Below are 19,711 nucleotides of genomic sequence, written 5' to 3' on the forward strand. Positions count from 1 at the left end.
ATCTCGACCAACTCCTGACCCTTGAGTAACCTTACTCTGGAGTAAATCTAAGACCGAGCAGGGAGTCTGGACAATGGCCGACCGCTATCTGCACTTCACCGGCACAGCGACCGGCCGGTTCCTGACCCGGCGGATCGGCCTGCCGCAGCCCGCCCCGCTGCGCCGCTGGTCCCTGGAGACCCCGGCACTGACCGGTCCCGTCCTCCACCTCACGGCCGGGGACTCCACCGTGACCGACGAGCTCGGCGCGGTCCTCGCCGCGACCGGACTGGAGGTGAGGGCGAGCGCGGAGCGGCCCGCCGCGCTCGTGCTGGACGCCACGGCCGTCGGCACCGCCGCCGGGCTCGGGGCCGTGCACGGCGCGCTGCACCCCGTCGTCCGCTCCCTGGCACCGGGCGGCCGCGTCGTCGTCCTCGGCGTGCGGCCGTCCCCGGACGACCACCACCAGGCCGCCGCGCAGCAGGCCCTCGAAGGCTTCGTGCGCTCCCTCGGCAAGGAGATCGGCAAGGGCTCGACCGCGCAGCTGGTCCGCGTCGTGCCCGGCGCGGTCGCCGGCGCCGAATCCACCCTGCGCTTCCTGCTGTCGCCCCGGTCCGCGTACATCAGCGGCCAGGTCATCGAGGTGACCTCGGCCGCACCGGCCCCGGTCGACGACTGGGCCGCCCCGCTCGCCGGGCGCACCGCGCTGGTCACCGGGGCGGCGCGCGGCATCGGCGCCTCGGTCGCCTCCGTGCTCGCCCGGGACGGCGCCCACGTCGTCTGCCTGGACGTCCCGCAGGCACGCGAGGACCTGGAGCGCACCGCCGCCCGGCTCGGCGCGACCGCCCTGCCGCTGGACATCACCGCGGCCGACGCGGCGGCCAGGATCACCGCCGCCGCCCCGGACGGCCTCGACGTCCTCGTCCACAACGCCGGCATCACCCGCGACCGGCGGCTCGCCAACATGCCCGCCGACCGCTGGGCCCCGGTCATCGACGTCAACCTCGACAGCGTCCTGCGCACCACGGACGCGCTGCTGAAGACCGGCACCGTCAACCGGGGCGGCCGGATCATCGCCACCGCCTCCATCGCGGGCATCGCCGGCAACAACGGCCAGACCAACTACGCGGCGAGCAAGGCCGGCGTCATCGGGCTGGTCCGTTCGCTCGCCCCGCGTGCGGAGGCAGAGCACGGCGTCACCGTCAACGCGGTCGCCCCCGGCTTCATCGAGACGAAGATGACCGCGGCCGTGCCGCTCTTCATCCGCGAGGCCGGCCGCCGGATGAACTCGCTCTCGCAGGGCGGGCTCCCGGTCGATGTCGCCGAGACGACCGCCTGGTTCGCCCAGCCCGCCTCCAGCGCCGTCAACGGCCAGGTCGTCCGGGTCTGCGGCCAGAGCCTGCTGGGGGCGTGACCCGGTGCCGAGCCTGCTCCTCTCGCTGGCGCGCGGCGCCGCCACGTCCCCGTTCAAACGGCCCGGCCGGTCGGGCGCCGTACTGCCGCCCGACCGCGCGACCGCCCCCGCCGCCCGTCCCGCGGCCGGTCCGCTGGCCGCCTACCGCGCGATCTGCGGCTTCACGGAGCCGGACGCCCTGCCGGTCACCTACCCGCACGTCCTGGCCTTCCCGCTCGCGATGCGGCTGATGACCCGGCGCCGCTTCCCGCTGCCGGTCACCGGACTCGTCCACACCTGGATCGAGATCACCGCACACCGGACCCTGCACCCCGCGGACGCACTCGAACTGACCGTGTACGCGGCCGGGCTGACCCCGCACCGACGGGGCACGGAGGTCACCGTGGTCACCGAGGCCCGGCTCTCGGGCGAGCTGGTGTGGGAGTCCCGCAGCGGCTACCTGTCCCGGCACCCGACACGTACGGGCACGTCCCCGGCCCCCGCCACCCCCGGCCCGGCGCTCCCCGCCGTCGCCGAGTGGCGGCTCCCCGCAGACCTGGGGCGGCGCTACGGAGCAGCCTCCGGCGACCGCAACCCCATCCACCTGTACCCGCTGACGGCACGGCTGTTCGGCTTCCCGCGCGCCATCGCGCACGGCATGTGGACCGTGGCCCGCTGCCTCGCACAGACCCCGCGGCCACACCTGATTCACACGGTACGGGCCGACTTCAGGGCACCCGTCCTGCTCCCCGGCACCGTCACCTACGCCTCCGACGGCACCGGCTTCCAGCTCCGCGACGGCGAGGGCGACGAGACCCGCGTCCACCTCACCGGGACGGCGACTGCCAGGAGCGCCCGTTCATGAGGTTCTCCAGGCCCGCCCAGGAGAAGTTCATCAAGGTGGCCGCCGCCTCCTTCGCCGAGACGCCCGGGGTCTCGTTCGCCCAGCCGGCGAGCGACTCCGCGGCGCCCACCAGCGCCTGCGCGAGCCCCGCCACGTCCCGGTCGGGGAGCGCCGGGTCGTGATGGGCCTCGCGGGCCGCCGCGCCGATCAGACCCGTCACGAACGCAACGATCTCGTCGCGCATCACGCTCACCTCGGTGGCGAACGGCTCCCCGTGCGTACGCGCCTGCCGGTACAGCACCGCCCAGCCGTCCGGGTTCCGCGCGGTGTGCGTGAAGAACGCCTGGAGCCCGGACCACAGTTGCCGGTCGGCGGGCAGCCCCGGCTCCGCCCCCGCCTGGACGGCCGCGAGCAGTTCCCGGGCCTCGCGCCGGATGCACGCGGTGAACAGCTCGTCCTTCGAATTCAGGTAGAGGTACACCAGTGGCTTGGACACCCCGGCCAGCTCGGCGATCTCGTCCATGGAGGCGGCCCGGTAGCCGCGCCGCCCGAACGTCCGCACCGCGGCGTCCATCATCTGCTGCTCGCGCACGGCGCGCGGCATCCGCTTGCCCTTCACAGCACCCATGCCGGACTCCTCCCGCCCCCGCTGCACTACTCCCCGGTAAGAGTACGGCGCGTTCGCAAAACGGCGGTGCCCCGTACCCAGGCTGTGAGGGTACGGGGCACCGCCGTCGGGGACAGCGTGGATCAGGCGGGGACGGGCACCTTCGCCGGCTCGCTGTCCTGGACCTCGGCCTCGGTCTCGGCCTCGTCCACCGGGGAGGCGGAGGCCGAGTTGTACAGGTCGTGGTCGAGGATCTTCTCGCGCGCCGAGACGAGCACCGGGACCAGCGCCTGGCCCGCCACGTTCGTCGCGGTCCGCATCATGTCCAGGATCGGGTCGATGGCCATCAGCAGGCCGACGCCCTCCAGCGGGAGGCCCAGCGTCGACAGCGTCAGGGTCAGCATGACCGTGGCGCCGGTGAGACCGGCGGTGGCCGCGGAGCCGATCACCGAGACGAACGCGATGAGGATGTAGTCACCGACACCCAGCTGGACGTCGAAGATCTGCGCGATGAAGATCGCGGCCAGCGCCGGGTAGATCGCGGCGCAGCCGTCCATCTTGGTCGTCGCGCCGAACGGGACCGAGAAGGAGGCGTACTCCTTCGGGACGCCGAGGCGCTCGGTGACCTGCTGGGTGACCGGCATGGTGCCGACCGAGGAGCGCGAGACGAAGCCGAGCTGGATCGCGGGCCAGGCGCCCTTGAAGAACTGGAGCGGGCTGACCTTGGCCACGGTGGCCAGGAGCAGCGGGTAGACGCCGAACATCACCAGTGCGCAGCCGATGTAGACGTCGGCGGTGAACGTGGCGTACTTGCCGATCAGGTCCCAGCCGTAGTCCGCGATGGCGTAGCCGATGAGGCCGATGGTGCCGATCGGGGCGAGGCGGATGACCCACCACAGGGCCTTCTGGAGGAGCTCCAGGACGGCTTCGCTGAGGTTGAGGATCGGCTGGGCCTTCTCGCCGAGCTGCAGGGCGGCGATACCGGCGACGGCGGCCATGAAGACGATCTGAAGGACGTTCAGGTCGGTGAACGGAGTGATCACGTTCTCCGGGATGATGCCCGTCAGGAAGTCGAGCCAGGAGCCCGCGTGCTCCGGGGCCTTGCCGTCCTTCGGCGTGAGGCCGGTGCCGGAGCCCGGGTTGGTGATCAGGCCGATCGCGAGGCCGATGGCGACCGCGATCAGCGAGGTGATCATGAACCAGAGGACGGTGCGGCCCGCCAGCCTGGCGGCGTTGTTGACTTTGCGCAGGTTGGTGATCGACACCAGGATCGCGAAGAAGACGAGGGGCGCGACGGCCAGCTTCAGCAGCTGGACGAAGATGTGGCCGACCTTGTCGAGCGTGGTGTAGAGCCAGTCGATGTCCTGGCTGCGGGCGAGCCAGCCGAGCAGTACGCCGAGGACGAGACCGGCGACGATCTGGGCCCAGAACGGGACCTTGGGTATGCGGAAACCGGAGCCGGAGGGCTCATCGGTGGTGGCGGACGCGGGGTTCGCGGACACGGACACACTCCAGATGTGACGCATCGGGACGCACGGGGACGGTGTGCGGAGGGGACGGGGGTGCGGCGCCCGCGTCAGAGGCGGCGCCGCTGCATGATGCCGTTCAGACGTTGCGGCAACAGACCGCGGACATACAGCGGCAGAGATCGACATGCAGGCGCGCCACGAGCGGGATGCTCGCGGCAGGTCGGAGGCGCACAGCTGTCTTCATGCCGAACACGTTAACACTTGAACTTTGAGAACCTCAAAGGTCTTCTTTGGTATGAGACTGCGCCCCGCACACCCCCGGCGGAGCCCGCGAGCGGCCCGCGAAATCCCCAACCGGCCCTGGGGCAAAGCGAAAGCCCCAGTACCGGAGCGTTCGCTCCGGCGCTGGGGCTTCGGGAAGATTTGGTACGGGTGTGAGGGAGCTTACATTTCCCTTACTGTCCCTTGCTGTCCCCGCCTGCGCCTGCCTGTCTCTGCCTGTCCCTTATTGGGTGACGCTGTCCTCGCGGGTCCGGTTCGCCTCAAGGCGGGCCTTGGTCCGGTCGACCTTGGAGACGATCTGCTCGGACATCTCGTCGCGCTGCTTGCGCAGCAGCACGTAGCTGAGCGGCGCGGAGAGCACGAGGGCGAGCAGGATGACCCAGATGACGTTCGAGCCCCCCGCTCCGGAGGGCAGCAGTCCGTAGTTGACGGCCACGGCGGCGAGCGCGAAGCAGCCGACGAAGATACTGAGGCGCATCGCGGTGTACCGGATCATTGCGCTCGGCTTTGCAGCGGACACAGCTCGCCTTCTCTCTACGTGACAGTCCTGCCGGTCCAGTGAAGCATGCCCCGTAATCGAGCGGTTCGGAGGGCTCCGCCAAGAGGCCGCCCGGCGGGCCGCCGCCGCTCTCAGCCGAGCGGCAGCAGCATGATGATGTCGTCGCGGTCGTCCCCGTCGGCCACCCGGATCGCCCCCGGCACCCGCCCGACCTCCTTGTAGCCGCAGGCGGCGTAGAAGCGGTCGGCGCCCGTGCCGCCCCGGCAGGTGAGCCGGATGGCCTCGATGCCCTCGATGGAGCGCGCGGCGTCGGCGGCCGCGGCCATCAGGTCGCGGCCGAAGCCCCGGCCCTGGTGGCGGGGGTGGACCATCACCGTGTAGAGCCAGACCCAGTGCGACATCAGCCGGTGCGTGTTGCGGGTCAGGAACGCGGTGGCGGCGACGGCGCCCTCCTCGTCGTAACCGACGAGGAGCCGGGTGCGCCCCTCGGTGATGGCGGTGAGGTGCTTGACCAGTTCGGGCCGGACGTCCTCGGCCGTGACCGGCGGCACGAAGCCCACCGCGCCGCCGGCGTTGGACACATCGGCCCAGAGCGCGGTGATGCCGTCCCGCAGGGGCCTGTCGAAGGAAGGGTCCAGCTCGAAGGTAAGCGTCATACACGCAGATTAACCATTACGGATGCTGCGCTCAATCCCCGTCCGAAACGCGAGAAAGCTCCGGCCGGGGACGGCGGCCGGAGCTTTCGTGGAGCAGTACAGCCCTGCGCGCGCCCGGGGCGCGCGCCGGGTCAGACCCGCATCGGCTGCGGCGACTCGCGCCGGTCCGCGTCCGGGCCCGGGTACTCGCGGAGGATCTCGTACCGGGTGTTGCGCTCGACGGGACGGAAGCCGGCGTCACGGATCAGGTCGAGCAGGTCCTCGCGGCCGAGCTTGTTGGGCGTGCCGTAGTTGTCCGCGTCGTGCGTGATCTTGTACTCGACGACCGAGCCGTCCATGTCGTCCGCGCCGTGCTGGAGCGCGAGCTGGGCGGTCTGCACGCCGTGCATCACCCAGAAGACCTTGACGTGCGGGACGTTGTCGAAGAGCAGCCGGGAGACCGCGAAGGTCTTGAGCGCCTCCGCGCCGGTCGCCATCGTCGTCCGCGCCTGGAGCTTGTTGCGGACCTTGCCGTCCTTCATGTCCACGAAGTCGTGCTGGTAGCGCAGCGGGATGAAGACCTGGAAGCCGCCGGTCTCGTCCTGGAGCTCACGCAGCCGCAGCACGTGGTCGACGCGGTGCCGGGGCTCCTCGATGTGCCCGTACAGCATCGTCGCCGGGGTCTTGAGACCCTTCTCGTGCGCGAGCCGGTGGATCCGCGACCAGTCCTCCCAGTGGGTGGCGTGGTCCACGATGTGCTGCCGGACCTCCCAGTCGAAGATCTCCGCGCCGCCGCCGGTCAGCGATTCCAGACCGGCGTCGATCAGCTCGTCGAGGATCTCGGAGGCGGAGAGCCCGGAGATGGTCTCGAAGTGGTGGATCTCGGTGGCGGTGAACGCCTTGAGGGAGACCTCCGGCAGCGCTTCCTTCAGCGCGCTCAGCGAACGCGGGTAGTAGCGCCACGGCAGGGTGGGGTGCAGCCCGTTGACGATGTGCAGCTCGGTGAGGTTCTCGCCCTGCATCGCCTTCGCGAGGCGGACGGCCTCCTCGATGCGCATCGTGTACGCGTCCTTCTCGCCCGGCTTGCGCTGGAACGAGCAGTACGCGCAGGACGCGGTGCACACGTTCGTCATGTTGAGGTGGCGGTTGACGTTGAAGTGGACGACGTCGCCGTTCTTGCGCGTACGCACCTCATGGGCCAGACCGCCGAGCCAGGCGAGGTCGTCGGACTCATAGAGCGCGATCCCGTCCTCGCGGGTCAGCCGCTCGCCGGCCCGGACCTTCTGCTCCAGCTCGCGCTTGAGTCCCGCGTCCACTAGGGCGCCTCCCATTTCTCTACGTAACAGACTTCGCTCACCGTACTCCCCCGCCGGGCGCGCCCCGCGGACCCCCCGTCAGCCCTCTTCCGGCAGCTCGCCGACCCGGTTCTCCCACTTGGTGGACAGCACGATCGTGGTGCGGGTGCGCGAGACGCCCCGGGTGCCGCTGAGCCGGCGGATGGTCTTCTCCAGACCGTCCACGTCACCGACGCGCACCTTGAGCATGTAGGAGTCGTCCCCCGCGATGAACCAGGCGTCCTCGATCTCGGCGAGGTCCTTCAGCCGGTGCGCGACGTCCTCGTGGTCCGCGGCGTCGGAGAGCGAGATGCCGATCAGGGCCGTGACGCCGAGCCCCAGCGAGGCCGCGTCGACGGTGGCGCGGTAGCCGGTGATGACTCCGGCGGACTCCAGCCGGTTGATGCGGTCGGTGACGCTGGGCCCGGAGAGCCCGACGAGCCGGCCCAGCTCGGCGTACGAGGCCCTGCCGTTCTCCCTGAGGGCCTGGATGAGCTGCCTGTCCACCGCGTCCATGTGAATGGAACCTTCCATTAATCAGCAGTATCGCGAGTCTATGTGTAGAATCTAAGGCACGCAGGCTTCGGAGCCTGCAAATCTTCCCGAACATCCAAAAAACGCTTTCGAATCTTCAGGAGTGAAAACACCGTGTACACGATCGAGATGGCCTACGCCCGGATGCGCGAGCTGCAGGACCTGGCCAACCGCTCGCGTGCCCATCAGCCCGCCGCCGCCCACCGGGTCGACCGGACCCGCACCCCGCGCGCGTCCAAGAAGCGCTGACCCCGCCCGGATCAGCCACGGGAGCCTCCACCGAGCTCTCCCTCCCAGCGGCGGTACAGCTGGTGCGGCACCCCTGCCGCGTCCAGCACCCGCCCCGCGACGAAATCCACCAGATCCTGGATGTGCGTCGCACCCGCGTAGAACGCCGGAGAGGCGGGCAGCACGACCGCGCCCGCCTCGTCCAGGGCCACCAGCGCCTTGAGCGTCTGGCCGCTGAGCGGGGTCTCGCGCACCGCGACGACCAGCTTCCGCCGCTCCTTGAGCGTCACGCTCGCGGCCCGCTGCAGCAGGTCCTTCGAGAGCCCGAGCGCCACCCCGGCCACGCACGCCGTCGAGGCCGGGACGATCAGCATCCCCTTCGCCGGATAGGACCCCGAGGACGGCCCGGCCGCCAGATCGCCCGCCGCCCAGTGCCGTACGCCGGACACGTCCACGTCGAAGGTGTGCGGCTTGCCGTCCGCGCCCCGCGCCAGCCAGCCGCGCAGGTCCTCCTGCCAGTGCGCGTCGCGGAACGCGATCCCGGTCTCGTCCAGCAGGGTCAGGCGCGACGCCCTGCTCACCACCAGATCGACGCTCTCCCCCGCGGCCAGCAGACCACGCAGCACCGCGGCGGCGAATGGTGTGCCCGAAGCGCCCGAAACCCCGACAATCCAAGGCTGTCGCTGCTGCTGACTCACTGAAATCCCGGAATCCACAGAACCGAGCCTATCCGGCACGCACCACTCGGAACCGAGCCAGGGGCTCCGTGCGTTGCGAGGTGTGAATACGTCGCGACGTATGAAGGGGGGCGTTCCATGACCGGCACGCGCATGACGGCCGGAGCCCGTGCCCTCGCGGCGGGCACGGTCATGCTGGGCTGGGTCGGGCTGCTCTGGGTGCTGGAGGGCATCGACCTCGCGACCGGCCACAGCCTGGACGGTCACGGGATCAGCCCGCGCGAGCCGGGCGAGCTGCTCGACATCGTGCCCGCCGCCTTCCTGCACAGCGGCTGGGCGCACGTCGCGTCGAACAGCGTCCCGCTGCTGGTCCTCGGCTTCATCGCCGCGCTGAGCGGTCTGCGCCGCTTCGCGGGCGTGGTGCTCACCGTGATCCTGGCCGGCGGCCTCGGTGTATGGCTCACCGCCCCGGCGCACACGGTCACGCTCGGCGCGTCGGGCGTGGTCTTCGGCCTCTTCGGCTACCTGCTGGTGCGCGGCTTCGTGGACCGCCGCCCGCTGGACGTGGTCATCGGCGTGCTCGTCGCCGCGGTGTACGGCTCGTTGCTCCAGGGCGTCCTGCCGACCGATCCGGGCGTCAGCTGGCAGGGCCACCTCTTCGGACTGGCCGGCGGCGCGCTCGCCGCGTTCGTCCTGCGCCGGGGCGCCCGGCCGCTCAGACCGTCAGGCCCCGCACCAGCAGATCCAGCAGGGCACACGCGAACAGGGCGATTCCGATGAACCCGTTCACCGAGAAGAACGCCCGGTTCAGCCGCGACAGATCGTGCGGCCGCACCACCCGGTGCTCGTACACGAAGGCGACGGCGACGACGGCCATGCCGATCCAGTAGAAGAGCCCCGCCCCCGTGGCCAGTCCGAACCAGACCAGCAGCCCGGTCGTCACCACGTGGCAGACCCGCGCGCCCCACAGCGCGGCCGGCACGCCGAACCGGGCCGGGACCGAGAACACCCCGTGCGCCCGGTCCGCCTGCACGTCCTGGCAGGCGAAGATCAGGTCGAAGCCGCCGATCCAGATGCCGACGGCGAGCCCCAGGATCACCGCGTCCCACGACCAGCTCCCGGTCACCGCCAGCCAGGCGCCGACCGGCCCGATGGCCTGGGCGAGACCCAGGATCGCGTGCGGGTAGTTCGTGAACCGCTTCCCGTACGGGTAGACGACCATCGGGATCACCGCGAGCGGCGCCAGCGCCAGGCAGAGCGGGTTGAGCAGCGCCGCCGCACCGAGGAAGACGGCCACGGCGATGAGCGCCCCCGTCCACGCGGAGCGCACGGAGACCGCGCCGGTCACCAGCTCACGGCCGGCGGTGCGGGGGTTGCGGGCGTCGATCTCCCGGTCGATGATCCGGTTCGCGGCCATCGCGAAGGTGCGCAGCCCGACCATGGCGACGGTGACGAGCAGCAGGGTGACCCAGTGGATCGACTCGTCGTCGTGGAACATCGCGGTGAGGGCGGCGATGTAGGCGAAGGGCAGCGCGAAGACGGAGTGCTCGATCATGACGAGCCGCAGGAACGCGCGGGGCTTGCTGCGGGGCTGCGGCACGGCAGCGGCGGAGGCACTCACAGTCCGTATTCCTTCCAGCGTCGCGTGACCCGGTCGGAGGTCTCCGGGTCGGACTCGACCATGTCCGGCCAGCCCCCGTCCCGGGTGTAGCCCTCCTCGGGCCACTTCCTCGTCGCGTCGATCCCGGCCTTGCCGCCCCAGAACTGCTGGTAGGAGGCGTGGTCGAGGTGGTCGACGGGCCCCTCGGCCACGGTCAGGTCCCGCGCGTAGTCGGTGTTCCCGAGCGCCCGCCAGGACACCTCGTGCAGATCGTGGACGTCGCAGTCCGAGTCCACCACGACGATCAGTTTGGTGAGCGACATCATGTGCGCGCCCCAGATGGCACTCATCACCTTCTGGGCGTGCTTCGGGTACTTCTTGTCGATCGAGACGATCGCACAGTTGTGGAATCCGCCGGACTCGGGCAGGTGGTAGTCCACGATGTCCGGCACGATGATCTTGAGCAGCGGCAGGAAGAACCGCTCGGTGGCCCGGGCCAGCGGCCCGTCCTCCGTAGGCGGCCGGCCCACCACGATCGACTGGAGCAGCGGACGCTTCCGCATGGTCACGCAGTCGATGGTCAGCGCGGGGAACGGTTCCTGCGGCGTGTAGAAGCCGGTGTGGTCGCCGAACGGCCCCTCGGGCAGCGTCTCACCGGGCTCCAGCCAGCCCTCGATGACGACCTCGGCGTTGGCCGGTACCTGGAGCGGGACGGTCTTGCAGTCGACCATCTCGATGCGCTTGCCCTGGATGAACCCGGCGAACAGGTACTCGTCGATGTCCCCGGGCAGCGGCGCGGTGGAGGCGTACGTCACCGCGGGCGGCGCCCCGAACGCGATGGCGACCGGCAGCCGCTCCCCGCGCCTGGCGGCGACCTGGTAGTGGTTGCGGCTGTCCTTGTGGATCTGCCAGTGCATCCCGATGGTGCGGCGGTCGTGGCGCTGGAGCCGGTAGAGCCCCAGGTTCCGCACGCCGGTCTCGGGGTGCTTGGTGTGGGTGAGCCCGAGGTTGAAGAACGATCCGCCGTCCTTGGGCCAGGTGAAGAGCGCGGGCAGCCGGTCCAGGTCCACGTCGTCGCCGGTGAGGACGACCTCCTGGACGGGGGCGTTCTCCGCCTTCACCTTCTTCGGCGGTACGTGGACCATCGTGCCGAGCTTGCCGAAGGCCTCCCGGACGCCGACGAAGCCGTGCGGCAGCTCGGGCTTGAGCAGCCCGCCGATCTTGTCGCTGATCTCGGAGTAGGACTTCAGCCCGAGGGCCTTGAGGAGCCGCTTGTCGGTGCCGAACACGTTCATGGCCAGGGGCATCGAGGAGCCCTTGACGTTCTCGAAGAGCAGCGCGGGCCCGCCGGCCTTGTTCACCCGGTCGACGATCTCACCGACCTCCAGGTAGGGGTCGACCTCGGCCTTGATGCGCTTGAGCTCGCCCTCGCGCTCCAGAGCCCGGAGGAGGGATCGAAGATCGTCGTAAGCCATGCTGTCCAGTTTGACATCCTCCCCGCCGCCGCCCGCCACGGCTCCCCCACCTCGGGCCCTGCCACGACCCGGCTGCCGGACCGGCCGGGCTGCCGGACCGGCCCGGCACTCACGCCCCGCTCGCCTCGCTGGGCCCGGCGCAGCATCCGTCGCCGTGGTCACGCTGAAGCCGTCCGCCCCTGCTCTCAGCAATCCGCAAGGCGTCAGTCAGGCACTCGGCCAGCCGTGACGCGGTGAAGCGGAGCTCCGCCACAGCCGCTCCGGGTGCGGCGATGATCGGCCGGGCGCAGTCGAGGACCTCGGCCCCCGTCCCCAACTGCACGGCCTCCATCTGGTCCGCCACGCGCGACAGGTATCCATGGCCGTCGGTACGCAGGTAGCAAGGTCCGCCGTCGGGGCGGGTCCAGGGCAGTAACCGGGCGTGGAGGGCGTCGTGTTGCTCTGAGGGGCTCATGAAACCGAGATTGGACCGGTGGACCGGTCCAATCAAGTTATTCGCCGCTTCTTCCACCCATCGGGTAGCTGTCCACCTGCTCCCAGAGGTGCGCCGGGGTTACCCCCTCCTCGCACACCAGGACCTCACCGGCGCTGTCGCTCGCCGCATGGAGGACGACCACGACCGCGGCCGGCGTTCCGAGGCCCAGGCATTCGGCCTCAGCGGCGGACGCGAGGCGTACCGAGGTCACGTCCGTTCCATGGGCCGGAGACCTCCCGAGCGTCCGCGCGACGTAGTGGGTCGTCCCTTCCGGGATCGGTCCCTTCTGGGAGAGCTTCGGGCAGGCGTCCGCGATCTCTTCCGGAAACCACGCCGTGACCAGCGACAGCGGAGACCCGTCGTCGAGCAGCATCAGCCGGTCGCGACGGAGAGCGGGCACCCCGGCGCCCATCCCCATCGCATCGGCCACCCGGCCGGACGGCTCCTCCTTCCCCGGCGCACCCAGCCGCCGGAACGGACCCCCACCGGAGACGCGAGGCGAACCGGCGGACCGTCGCCCCGCCATGCGGGCCACGGGAACCTCCACCACCGTGAAACCCGACCCCTGCCGGGCGACGACCAGCCCGTCCCCGCGCAGTACGTCCATCGCCTTGATGACGGTGGCACGCGACACCGACCACTGCTCGCACAGATCCCGCCCGGAGGGAAGCAGGTCTCCCGGCCCGAAGTCGCCGTCCGAGATCCTGACGCGCAGGGACTCGGCGATCTGCTCGTACTTCAACTGCGGCACAGCGGCCTCCTGGTGACTGGACAGGTCAACCGGCTAGGTTAGCCGAGGGATGCACGCGCCACGTTCTTCTGCCGGAACAGGACCGCCTCATGACGGCTCACCAAGTCCCGCCGGGAATCATCGAGTTCTACACCTCCACCATCAACGAGGCCGACCGGCTCTCCGTCCCGGCCGACGGTGTACTGGAAATGGTCCGGACCCAGGAACTCCTGCGCCGCCACCTCCCGCCCGCCCCGGCATCCGTGCTCGACGTCGGCGGCGGTCCCGGAGCCCATGCACGGTGGCTCTCGGAGGACGGCTACCACGTGCACCTCGTGGACCCCGTCCAGCGCCACGTCACCGAGGCCGGGGAATCCGGTTGCAGCGTCGAGCTGGGTGACGCCCGCGATCTGAGCGCGCCCGACGACTCGTACGACGTGGTCCTGCTCCTCGGCCCCCTCTACCACCTCGTCGAGGCCGCCGACCGCAGGACCGCTCTCGCGGAGGCCCGTCGCGTGGTCCGGCCCGGGGGCCTGGTCGCCGCGGCCGGCATCAACCGCTACGCCTCGCTCTTCGAGCACACCGCCCTCGCCCACCTCGACGGCGCCTCGCTCCAGGAGGGCATCACCAAGATCCTCGCGACCGGCTCGCACGACGGGAAGAAGGGCTTCACCGAGGCGCACTTCCACACAGGTGCCGAGCTGGAGGCCGAGATGCGCGAAGCCGGCTTCACCGGGACCCGGGTGTACGGCGTCGAAGGCCCCACCTGGGCGCTGCTGAAAGCGACCGAGCGCCACACCCGGGAATCCCTCACCGGATCGCGCATGTTCGCCTCCGCGCTGGCGGCCGCCCGCATGGCCGAACCGTACCCGGACCTGCTCGCAGCCAGTTCCCACCTGCTCGCCGTGGGGCGTAACTGACACCGGTTACCCTGGGCCCGTCACCGGGGCGGGGCTTTGCCCCGCCAACTCTCCTCGGGGGGAAACTTCCACCATGCTCCGGGCCCTGATCTACCTCCTGCCGCTGGCGCTGACGATCTTCGCGTTCATCGACTGCCTGAACACCCCGGAGGACGAGGCCAAGCACCTGCCGAAGATCGCCTGGGTCTTCATCATCCTGCTGTTCTGGATCGTCGGGCCGATCGTGTGGCTGGCCGCGGGCAAGGTGCGCGAGGTGCCGGCCGGCGGCCGTACGCCCTCCGAGTGGCACCGCAACGGGCGTTCCCGGTGGGTGGCGCCGGACGACAATCCCGACTTCCTGAAGTCGCTGAAGGACGAGAACAAGCGGGACGAGGCGGTCCTCAAGGACTGGGAGGCGGACCTGCGCCGCCGCGAGGACGAGCTCAAGCGGCGGGAGAGCGGGGCGGGTCCGGAGGAGTCGGCGCCGCCCGCTCCGTAACGCGCTCCGGGATCATCAGGCGTACAGCAGCTGCCCCAGCCGGTTGAGCAGGGGCAGCAGTGCTGTGCGCTCCTCCGGCGTGAGCGCTTCGAGCGCGCCGTGCACGGCGCGCATCTCGGCGCGGATGGCGTGGGCGAGCGCGGTGCCCTCCGGGGTGCGGCTCGCGACCTTGGAGCGCCGGTCGCCGGGGGCGGGGGCGCGGACGACCAGGCCCCGGGTCTCCATGCGGCCGATGAGGCCGGTGGCGTTGGACGCGTCGCAGACGAGATGAGCCGCCAGGGCGCTCATCGGCATCGGCTCGTTGAGCGCGATCAGCGCGCGGGCCTGCGAGGTGGACAGTCCGTGGCGGGCGGCGACGGCGGTGAGGTCGTCGTGGTGGCCGCGCACGACGAGGGCCAGTGGCTCCAGGAGGTCTTCCGGGGCCGGGGCGGCCCGATCGTCCGGAGCAGCGTCGGCGCGGGGCGTCGGTTCGGTGGTCATGGTCGGCCATCCTTCGATCGGCATCCGCCGGCATTTATTTGACATGCTCAATATTTGGCAGTTACATGAAATGGATTGCTTGAGCATATCAAGTTCTGAGCCAGACCCGCTCGCCAGCTTTGCAGGGAGTACCCCCCATGCCCTCCGTACTGTTCGTTCTCACCGGCGCCGACCACTGGACCCTCAACGACGGCACCACCCACCCCACCGGGTTCTGGGCCGAGGAGCTGGCCGCGCCGCACCGGGTCTTCACCGAGGCCGGATACGCCGTCACCCTCGCCACCCCCGGCGGCGTCACCCCCACCGCCGACGCGGGCAGCCTGACCGCCGCCGCCAACGGCGGGCAGCCGCAGGCCGACGCCGTCGCCGCGTACCTCGGCTCGATCGGCCCCGAGCTGCGCGCCCCGGCCCGGCTGGAGGACATCCGCCCCGACCGGTACGACGCCGTCTTCTACCCCGGCGGCCACGGGCCCATGGAGGACCTGGCCGTGAGCGAGCTCTCCGGGCGGCTGCTGACCGCCGCGCTCGACGCCGGCACGCACCTCGGCGTGCTCTGCCACGCACCGGCCGCACTGCTCGCCGCCCGCCGCGAGGACGGCTCCTGGCCCTTCGCCGGCTACCGCATGACCGGGTTCAGCAACGCCGAGGAGTCCATCGGCGGGCTCGCCGACAAGGCGCCCTGGCTGCTGGAGGACCGGCTCGTCCAGCTGGGCGCCGACTACACCGCCGCCTCCGCCTTCGCCCCGCACACCGTCACCGACCGCACCCTGCACACCGGCCAGAACCCGGCCTCCTCCGAGCAGCTCGCCCGGGAGATCGTCGCCGCGCTCGCCCCCGCCGAGACCCCGGCCGAGACCGTCGACCGCCTCCGTGCCACCTTCCGTACCGGCCGCACCAAGAGCCTCGACTGGCGCACCGGCCAGCTCCGGCAGCTCCGCGCGCTGCTCACCGAACGCGGTGACGAGCTGGCCGACGCGCTCCACGCCGACCTCGGCAAGAGCCGCAAGGAGGCCTACCGCACCGAGATCGACTTCACGGTCCGCGAGATCGACCACACGCTGGAGCACCTGGCCGAGTGGCTGCGGCCCGAGCCCGCCCCCGTACCGGCCCGGCTGGGCGGGGCGACGGCCCGCACCGTGCAGGACCCGCTCGGCGTCGTCCTGGTCATCGCGCCCTGGAACTACCCGGTGCAGCTGCTGCTCGCCCCGGTCGTCGGCGCGCTGGCCGCCGGAAACACCGTGGTGGCCAAGCCGAGCGAGCTGGCGCCCGCGACCTCCGCCGCCGTGGCCCGGCTGCTGCCGCGCTATCTGGACGAGGACGCGGTCGCCGTCGTCGAGGGCGCCGTCCCCGAGACCACCGCGCTGCTCAGTGAGCACTTCGACCACATCTTCTACACCGGCAACGGCACGGTGGGCCGGATCGTGATGACCGCGGCGGCGAAGAACCTCACCCCGGTGACCCTCGAACTGGGCGGCAAGTCGCCGGTCTTCGTCGACCGGGACACGGACCTGAAGGCGGTCGCGGGACGGCTGGCGGCCGGGAAGTTCCTGAACGCGGGCCAGACCTGCGTCGCCCCCGACTACGTACTGACCGACCCGGAGACCGCCCCCGCCCTCGCGGACGCGCTCGCCGCCGCCGTCGAGGGGCTCTACGGGGCGGACGCCTCGACGGACCCGGAGTACGGCCGGATCGTGAACCGGCGCCACTTCGACCGGCTGACCGGACTCCTCGGCTCGGGCCGCACCGTGACCGGCGGCACCTACGACCGGGACGCGAAGTACATCGCCCCGACCGTGCTGGCCGACGTGGCGCCGGACGCGCCCGTGATGCGGGAGGAGATCTTCGGGCCGGTACTGCCCATCGTCACGGTGGACGGCCTCGACGAGGCCATCGCGTTCATCAACGACCGGGACAAGCCGCTGGCGCTGTACGCGTTCACCGGATCGGACGCCGTCCGCGGACGGCTGGTCGCGGAGACGTCCTCCGGCGCCGTCGGCATCGGGCTGCCGCTGGCCCATCTGACCGTCTCGGACCTGCCGTTCGGCGGCGTCGGTGAGAGCGGCATGGGCAGCTACCACGGCCGCTACTCGCTGGAGACGTTCAGCCACCGCAAGGCGGTCCTGGACACCCCGATGCCCTGAGGCGACGAACGCGACGGCCCGCACCCCGAGCGGAAGGGGGTGCGGGCCGTCGCCGTGGTGCCCGGCGGTCAGACTCCGGCGTAGGAGTGCTTGCCGGTCACGAAGATGTTCACGCCGTAGTAGTTGAAGATCCAGCAGGCGAAGGCGATCAGCGCCAGGTAGGCGGCCTTGCGGCCCTTCCAGCCGGCGGTGGCGCGGGCGTGCAGGTAGCAGGCGTACGCCACCCAGGTGATGAAGGACCAGACCTCCTTGGGGTCCCAGCCCCAGTAGCGGCCCCAGGCGTCGCCCGCCCAGATCGCGCCCGCGATGATCGTGAACGTCCACAGCGGGAAGACGGCCGCGTTGATCCGGTACGAGAACTTGTCGAGGCTCGACGCGGCGGGCAGCCGGGAGAGCACGGACTCCGCGAACGCGCCCGGCCGGCCGCCGTTGGCGAGCTTGCTCTCGTAGCTGTCGCGGAAGAGGTACATCAGGGTGCCGGCCCCGCCGATGAAGAACACCGCACCGCAGATGATCGCGGTGGAGACGTGGATCCACAGCCAGTACGAGTGCAGCGCGGGCACCAGCTGGTCGCTGGAGGTGTACAGCAGGGTGGTCGCGATGCCGAGGTCCAGCAGCACGGCCGTGACCAGCAGCAGCCCCATCCAGCGGACGTTCTTCTTCAGCGCGAGCAGCACCAGGTACGCGGCCACCACCACCACGGAGAACGTGATGGAGAACTCGTACATGTTGCCCCAGGGGGCACGCTGCACGGACATCGCGCGGGCGATGACCCCGCCGGCCTGGACGAGGAACGCCAGCACGGTCAGGGAGACCGCGATCCGCCCGTACAGGTCGCCCTTGAACGTGCCGCCGGCCGCGCCGGGCCCGTCCGGGACGTCGCGGGAGCCGGCTGCGGAACGGGTGACGATCTTCGGCCGGTCCAGTACGGCGGTACCGCCGGACTTCTGCGCGACCTCGACCTTCACCGTCGCGGCGGCGGCCTCCTGCGCGGTCAGCGCGGCGGCGGTGCGGCCCACCTTGCTGCGGCTGCCGAACACCCATTCCGCGATGTGCGCGAAGAAGGCCAGCGTGTAGACGGCCATCGACGAATAGATCAGCACATTGCTGGTGTGTGCCAGATTCTCGTTGGTTGCGGCGGCGAGATTCACTTCTCAGCCCCTTCGGAAGGTTCTGCGGAGGACGCGTCGACGACGTCGGGGTCCGGATCGGTGTCGGGGTCGTTGTCGGGGCCGGGCGCCATGGGCGCCGCGGCGTTGAGCGTGACCGCGAGATCGGCCAGCTCCTCTGGAAGCTTCGCGGACTCGCTGCGGCCGAGCCCCGCCATCTCGACGACGGTGACGCCGTCGGCGCCGCGCACGGCACGGACCCAGATCCGGCGCCGCTGGATGAACAGCGAGCCGGCCAGACCGGCGATCGCGCCGATGGCTCCGACGAGCGCCCAGCCGCTGGCGGGCTGCTCCGAGATCTGGAAGCTGGCCCACTCCTGGATGCCCTCGAACTTGATGGAGCCGGCCCCGTCGGGCAGCTTCATCGTCTCGCCGACCAGGAGGCGCTGCTTGAGCTGCTTGCCCTTGGAGTCCTTGAACTCCTTCATCTTGGACTTGTCGAGCTGGTACACGTTCTGCGCCAGGCCCGAGTCGACGCCGAGCGAGCCGTGGTAGCCGTTGAGCGCGAGCACCGGCATGTCGGCGGCCGGGAACTGCGAGAACATCGTGCCCTTGCCGTTGCCCGCGAAGGTCGGCACGAAGAAGGCCTGGAAGCCCAGCTGGTCCTTCTTGCCGCTCTTGTCGCGGTAGCCGTCCATCACCTTGATCGCGCCGGACGAGGTGACGTTGTTGTCGAGGGGCAGCAGCGGCACGGCGGCCTTGTAGACCTCCTTGCCCCGGCCGTCCCTGACGGAGACGACGGGCGCGTAGCCGTGGGCGTTGAGATAGACCTTCGTACCGTCGACGACGAGCGGATCGTTGACCTTGATCACGGTCTTCTTCGGCTTGCCGTAGGCGCCGTCGGCGTACGTCACGTGCGCCTCGTACGTCCGGGGGGTGCCGATCTGCGGGCCGCTGCGCTCGTACGTGCCGACGAAGTTGTCGAGGGTGAAGCTGAACGGGGCCAGCGAGTCCTCGTCGAAGAGGGAGCCGGACTTGAAGTCGTCGTACTGGGTGATCGTGTTGGAGAACCCGTCGCCCTCGACGACCAGCTTGGCGCCCTCGGACTTGAAGAGCTGCCCCCAGGCGAAGGCCACCAGCATCACGATGAGCGCGATGTGGAACATCAGGTTCCCGGCCTCGCGCAGATAGCCCTTCTCCGCGGCTACCGCGTCCCCGTCGGCATGGGCCCGGTAGCGGCGCTTGCGCAGCATCACGCGCGCGGCCTCGCGGACGTCCTCCGGTGCGGCCTCGGTCCGCCAGGTGGTGTACGCGGGCAGCCGGGTCAGCCGCTTGGGCGCGCCGGGCGCGCGGCTGCGCAGCTGGCCGATGAAGGTGCCGGTGCGCGGCACGATGCAGCCGATGAGCGAGATGAACAGCAGGATGTAGATCGCGGAGAACCACACCGAGCTGTAGACGTCGAAGAACTGGAGCTTCTCGTAGATCGGCGTGACGGTGGTGTGGAGGCCCTTGAAGGTCTGCACCTTGAGTTCGTCGACGCTGTTCTGCGGGATCAGCGAGCCGGGGATGGCGCCGAGCGACAGCAGGAAGAGCAGGATCAGGGCGACCCGCATGGAGGTCAGCTGCCGCCAGAACCAGCGGACCCAGCCGATGATCCCCATGGCGGGCAGGTTCGCCAGGGCTTCCTCGCGCGGGGCGGTGGAGAGCTGGGAGCCGGCGGCGCCGAGCTCCCGGGCGGTCTCCCGGTCCCGCTCCGCGCGCACCTCCCGCTCGTCGGGACGCTCGCGCTCCTGGGACGGGTTGGACTTGGTGTTACTCATTC

General features: G+C 70.7%; 21 protein-coding genes. 7 read left to right on the forward strand and 14 right to left on the reverse strand.

Going from position 1 to position 19,711, the window contains the following annotated elements; genetic code table 11:
• Positions 1-73: 73 nt before the first annotated feature.
• On the forward strand, positions 74-1,393 hold the full coding sequence (locus ACIP89_RS16865; protein ID WP_402115467.1) for a 3-oxoacyl-ACP reductase: 1,320 nt from the start codon (positions 74-76) through the stop codon (positions 1,391-1,393).
• A 4-nt stretch (positions 1,394-1,397) separates the two neighbouring features.
• Positions 1,398-2,237: a MaoC/PaaZ C-terminal domain-containing protein gene (locus ACIP89_RS16870; RefSeq protein ID WP_402115469.1), complete on the forward strand. Its 840-nt coding sequence runs from the start codon at positions 1,398-1,400 to the stop codon at positions 2,235-2,237.
• On the opposite strand, the gene ACIP89_RS16875 is transcribed toward ACIP89_RS16870, so the two are convergent.
• The 6 genes from ACIP89_RS16875 to ACIP89_RS16900 all read right to left on the reverse strand — a co-directional run bounded on the left by ACIP89_RS16875 (position 2,200) and on the right by ACIP89_RS16900 (position 7,558).
• Positions 2,200-2,844: a TetR/AcrR family transcriptional regulator gene (locus ACIP89_RS16875; protein WP_402115471.1), complete on the reverse strand. Its 645-nt coding sequence runs from the start codon at positions 2,842-2,844 to the stop codon at positions 2,200-2,202. The two genes, ACIP89_RS16870 and ACIP89_RS16875, sit on opposite strands and share 38 nt — an antisense overlap.
• Before the next feature lie 122 nt (positions 2,845-2,966).
• Positions 2,967-4,325 (reverse strand): dicarboxylate/amino acid:cation symporter, encoded by a 1,359-nt coding sequence (locus ACIP89_RS16880; RefSeq protein WP_401927344.1) that lies wholly within the window; start codon positions 4,323-4,325, stop codon positions 2,967-2,969.
• Between the two features lie 472 nt (positions 4,326-4,797).
• Positions 4,798-5,052, reverse strand: a complete 255-nt coding sequence (locus ACIP89_RS16885; protein ID WP_401927346.1) for a DUF4229 domain-containing protein — start codon at positions 5,050-5,052, stop codon at positions 4,798-4,800.
• A gap of 152 nt (positions 5,053-5,204) precedes the next feature.
• A complete protein-coding gene (locus ACIP89_RS16890) occupies positions 5,205-5,729 on the reverse strand; it encodes a GNAT family N-acetyltransferase (protein WP_401927348.1) in 525 nt (174 codons plus the stop codon).
• Between the two features lie 131 nt (positions 5,730-5,860).
• On the reverse strand, positions 5,861-7,024 hold the full coding sequence (gene mqnE, locus ACIP89_RS16895) for an aminofutalosine synthase MqnE (RefSeq protein WP_073737183.1): 1,164 nt from the start codon (positions 7,022-7,024) through the stop codon (positions 5,861-5,863).
• A gap of 78 nt (positions 7,025-7,102) precedes the next feature.
• Positions 7,103-7,558 (reverse strand): Lrp/AsnC family transcriptional regulator, encoded by a 456-nt coding sequence (locus ACIP89_RS16900; protein WP_073737182.1) that lies wholly within the window; start codon positions 7,556-7,558, stop codon positions 7,103-7,105.
• 132 nt (positions 7,559-7,690) lie between these two features.
• On the opposite strand from ACIP89_RS16900, the gene ACIP89_RS16905 reads away from it, so the two are divergent.
• Positions 7,691-7,825 (forward strand): hypothetical protein, encoded by a 135-nt coding sequence (locus ACIP89_RS16905; RefSeq protein WP_401927350.1) that lies wholly within the window; start codon positions 7,691-7,693, stop codon positions 7,823-7,825.
• A gap of 11 nt (positions 7,826-7,836) precedes the next feature.
• Here ACIP89_RS16905 and ACIP89_RS16910 read toward each other — a convergent pair whose 3' ends face one another.
• Positions 7,837-8,502 carry a UbiX family flavin prenyltransferase gene (locus ACIP89_RS16910; RefSeq protein ID WP_123525385.1) on the reverse strand — a complete coding sequence of 222 codons (666 nt, stop codon included), beginning with the start codon at positions 8,500-8,502 and terminating at the stop codon, positions 7,837-7,839.
• Positions 8,503-8,619: 117 nt separating this feature from the next.
• Between ACIP89_RS16910 and ACIP89_RS16915 the strand changes: the two genes are divergently transcribed.
• The gene (locus ACIP89_RS16915) at positions 8,620-9,261 is read left to right on the forward strand and encodes a rhomboid family intramembrane serine protease (protein ID WP_402115472.1); all 642 of its coding nucleotides are present in this window, start codon (positions 8,620-8,622) and stop codon (positions 9,259-9,261) included.
• Here ACIP89_RS16915 and mqnP read toward each other — a convergent pair.
• The 4 genes from mqnP to ACIP89_RS16935 all read right to left on the reverse strand — a co-directional run bounded on the left by mqnP (position 9,197) and on the right by ACIP89_RS16935 (position 12,782).
• Positions 9,197-10,102, reverse strand: coding sequence for a menaquinone biosynthesis prenyltransferase MqnP (mqnP, locus tag ACIP89_RS16920; RefSeq protein WP_401927354.1), 906 nt, complete (start codon positions 10,100-10,102; stop codon positions 9,197-9,199). The genes ACIP89_RS16915 and mqnP overlap by 65 nt on opposite strands.
• Positions 10,099-11,556 (reverse strand): menaquinone biosynthesis decarboxylase, encoded by a 1,458-nt coding sequence (locus tag ACIP89_RS16925; RefSeq protein WP_401927356.1) that lies wholly within the window; start codon positions 11,554-11,556, stop codon positions 10,099-10,101. Before ACIP89_RS16925 ends, mqnP begins: the two co-directional genes overlap by 4 nt.
• Before the next feature lie 109 nt (positions 11,557-11,665).
• Positions 11,666-12,010: a hypothetical protein gene (locus ACIP89_RS16930; protein ID WP_401927359.1), complete on the reverse strand. Its 345-nt coding sequence runs from the start codon at positions 12,008-12,010 to the stop codon at positions 11,666-11,668.
• 37 nt (positions 12,011-12,047) lie between these two features.
• Positions 12,048-12,782, reverse strand: a complete 735-nt coding sequence (locus tag ACIP89_RS16935; RefSeq protein WP_401927361.1) for a GntR family transcriptional regulator — start codon at positions 12,780-12,782, stop codon at positions 12,048-12,050.
• 89 nt (positions 12,783-12,871) lie between these two features.
• Here ACIP89_RS16935 and ACIP89_RS16940 point away from each other — a divergent pair, with 89 nt between their 5' ends.
• Together ACIP89_RS16940 and ACIP89_RS16945 are read left to right on the forward strand one after the other, a co-directional pair.
• A complete protein-coding gene (locus ACIP89_RS16940) occupies positions 12,872-13,681 on the forward strand; it encodes a class I SAM-dependent methyltransferase (RefSeq protein WP_402115473.1) in 810 nt (269 codons plus the stop codon).
• Positions 13,682-13,754: 73 nt separating this feature from the next.
• Positions 13,755-14,159 (forward strand): PLD nuclease N-terminal domain-containing protein, encoded by a 405-nt coding sequence (locus tag ACIP89_RS16945; protein WP_401927365.1) that lies wholly within the window; start codon positions 13,755-13,757, stop codon positions 14,157-14,159.
• A gap of 15 nt (positions 14,160-14,174) precedes the next feature.
• On the opposite strand, the gene ACIP89_RS16950 is transcribed toward ACIP89_RS16945, so the two are convergent.
• The gene (locus tag ACIP89_RS16950) at positions 14,175-14,639 is read right to left on the reverse strand and encodes a MarR family winged helix-turn-helix transcriptional regulator (protein WP_401932233.1); all 465 of its coding nucleotides are present in this window, start codon (positions 14,637-14,639) and stop codon (positions 14,175-14,177) included.
• Between the two features lie 137 nt (positions 14,640-14,776).
• Between ACIP89_RS16950 and ACIP89_RS16955 the strand changes: the two genes are divergently transcribed.
• Positions 14,777-16,780: an aldehyde dehydrogenase family protein gene (locus ACIP89_RS16955; RefSeq protein ID WP_401927370.1), complete on the forward strand. Its 2,004-nt coding sequence runs from the start codon at positions 14,777-14,779 to the stop codon at positions 16,778-16,780.
• 68 nt (positions 16,781-16,848) lie between these two features.
• On the opposite strand, the gene ccsB is transcribed toward ACIP89_RS16955, so the two are convergent.
• Complete coding sequence (gene ccsB / locus ACIP89_RS16960) at positions 16,849-17,931, reverse strand: c-type cytochrome biogenesis protein CcsB (protein WP_401927373.1); 1,083 nt, start codon at positions 17,929-17,931, stop codon at positions 16,849-16,851.
• Positions 17,928-19,709 carry a cytochrome c biogenesis protein ResB gene (locus ACIP89_RS16965; RefSeq protein WP_402115476.1) on the reverse strand — a complete coding sequence of 594 codons (1,782 nt, stop codon included), beginning with the start codon at positions 19,707-19,709 and terminating at the stop codon, positions 17,928-17,930. Before ACIP89_RS16965 ends, ccsB begins: the two co-directional genes overlap by 4 nt.
• Positions 19,710-19,711 lie beyond the last annotated feature (2 nt).

This window comes from Streptomyces sp. NPDC088730 (assembly GCF_044751215.1).
In the GTDB taxonomy this organism is placed as follows: Bacteria; Actinomycetota; Actinomycetes; order Streptomycetales; family Streptomycetaceae; genus Streptomyces.

What these genes read in the sequence shown, in the direction of transcription:
- ACIP89_RS16865 (WP_402115467.1), top strand. Translation starts at nt 74, where the DNA reads ATGGCCGACCGCTATCTGCACTTCACCGGCACAGCGACCGGCCGGTTC.
- ACIP89_RS16875 (WP_402115471.1), bottom strand. Translation starts at nt 2,844, where the DNA reads ATGGGTGCTGTGAAGGGCAAGCGGATGCCGCGCGCCGTGCGCGAGCAG.
- ACIP89_RS16885 (WP_401927346.1), bottom strand. Translation starts at nt 5,052, where the DNA reads ATGCGCCTCAGTATCTTCGTCGGCTGCTTCGCGCTCGCCGCCGTGGCC.
- ACIP89_RS16890 (WP_401927348.1), bottom strand. Translation starts at nt 5,729, where the DNA reads ATGACGCTTACCTTCGAGCTGGACCCTTCCTTCGACAGGCCCCTGCGG.
- ACIP89_RS16900 (WP_073737182.1), bottom strand. Translation starts at nt 7,558, where the DNA reads ATGGACGCGGTGGACAGGCAGCTCATCCAGGCCCTCAGGGAGAACGGC.
- ACIP89_RS16915 (WP_402115472.1), top strand. Translation starts at nt 8,620, where the DNA reads ATGACCGGCACGCGCATGACGGCCGGAGCCCGTGCCCTCGCGGCGGGC.
- ACIP89_RS16925 (WP_401927356.1), bottom strand. Translation starts at nt 11,556, where the DNA reads ATGGCTTACGACGATCTTCGATCCCTCCTCCGGGCTCTGGAGCGCGAG.
- ACIP89_RS16930 (WP_401927359.1), bottom strand. Translation starts at nt 12,010, where the DNA reads ATGAGCCCCTCAGAGCAACACGACGCCCTCCACGCCCGGTTACTGCCC.
- ACIP89_RS16940 (WP_402115473.1), top strand. Translation starts at nt 12,872, where the DNA reads ATGACGGCTCACCAAGTCCCGCCGGGAATCATCGAGTTCTACACCTCC.
- ACIP89_RS16945 (WP_401927365.1), top strand. Translation starts at nt 13,755, where the DNA reads ATGCTCCGGGCCCTGATCTACCTCCTGCCGCTGGCGCTGACGATCTTC.
- ACIP89_RS16950 (WP_401932233.1), bottom strand. Translation starts at nt 14,639, where the DNA reads ATGACCACCGAACCGACGCCCCGCGCCGACGCTGCTCCGGACGATCGG.
- ACIP89_RS16955 (WP_401927370.1), top strand. Translation starts at nt 14,777, where the DNA reads ATGCCCTCCGTACTGTTCGTTCTCACCGGCGCCGACCACTGGACCCTC.
- ACIP89_RS16965 (WP_402115476.1), bottom strand. Translation starts at nt 19,709, where the DNA reads ATGAGTAACACCAAGTCCAACCCGTCCCAGGAGCGCGAGCGTCCCGAC.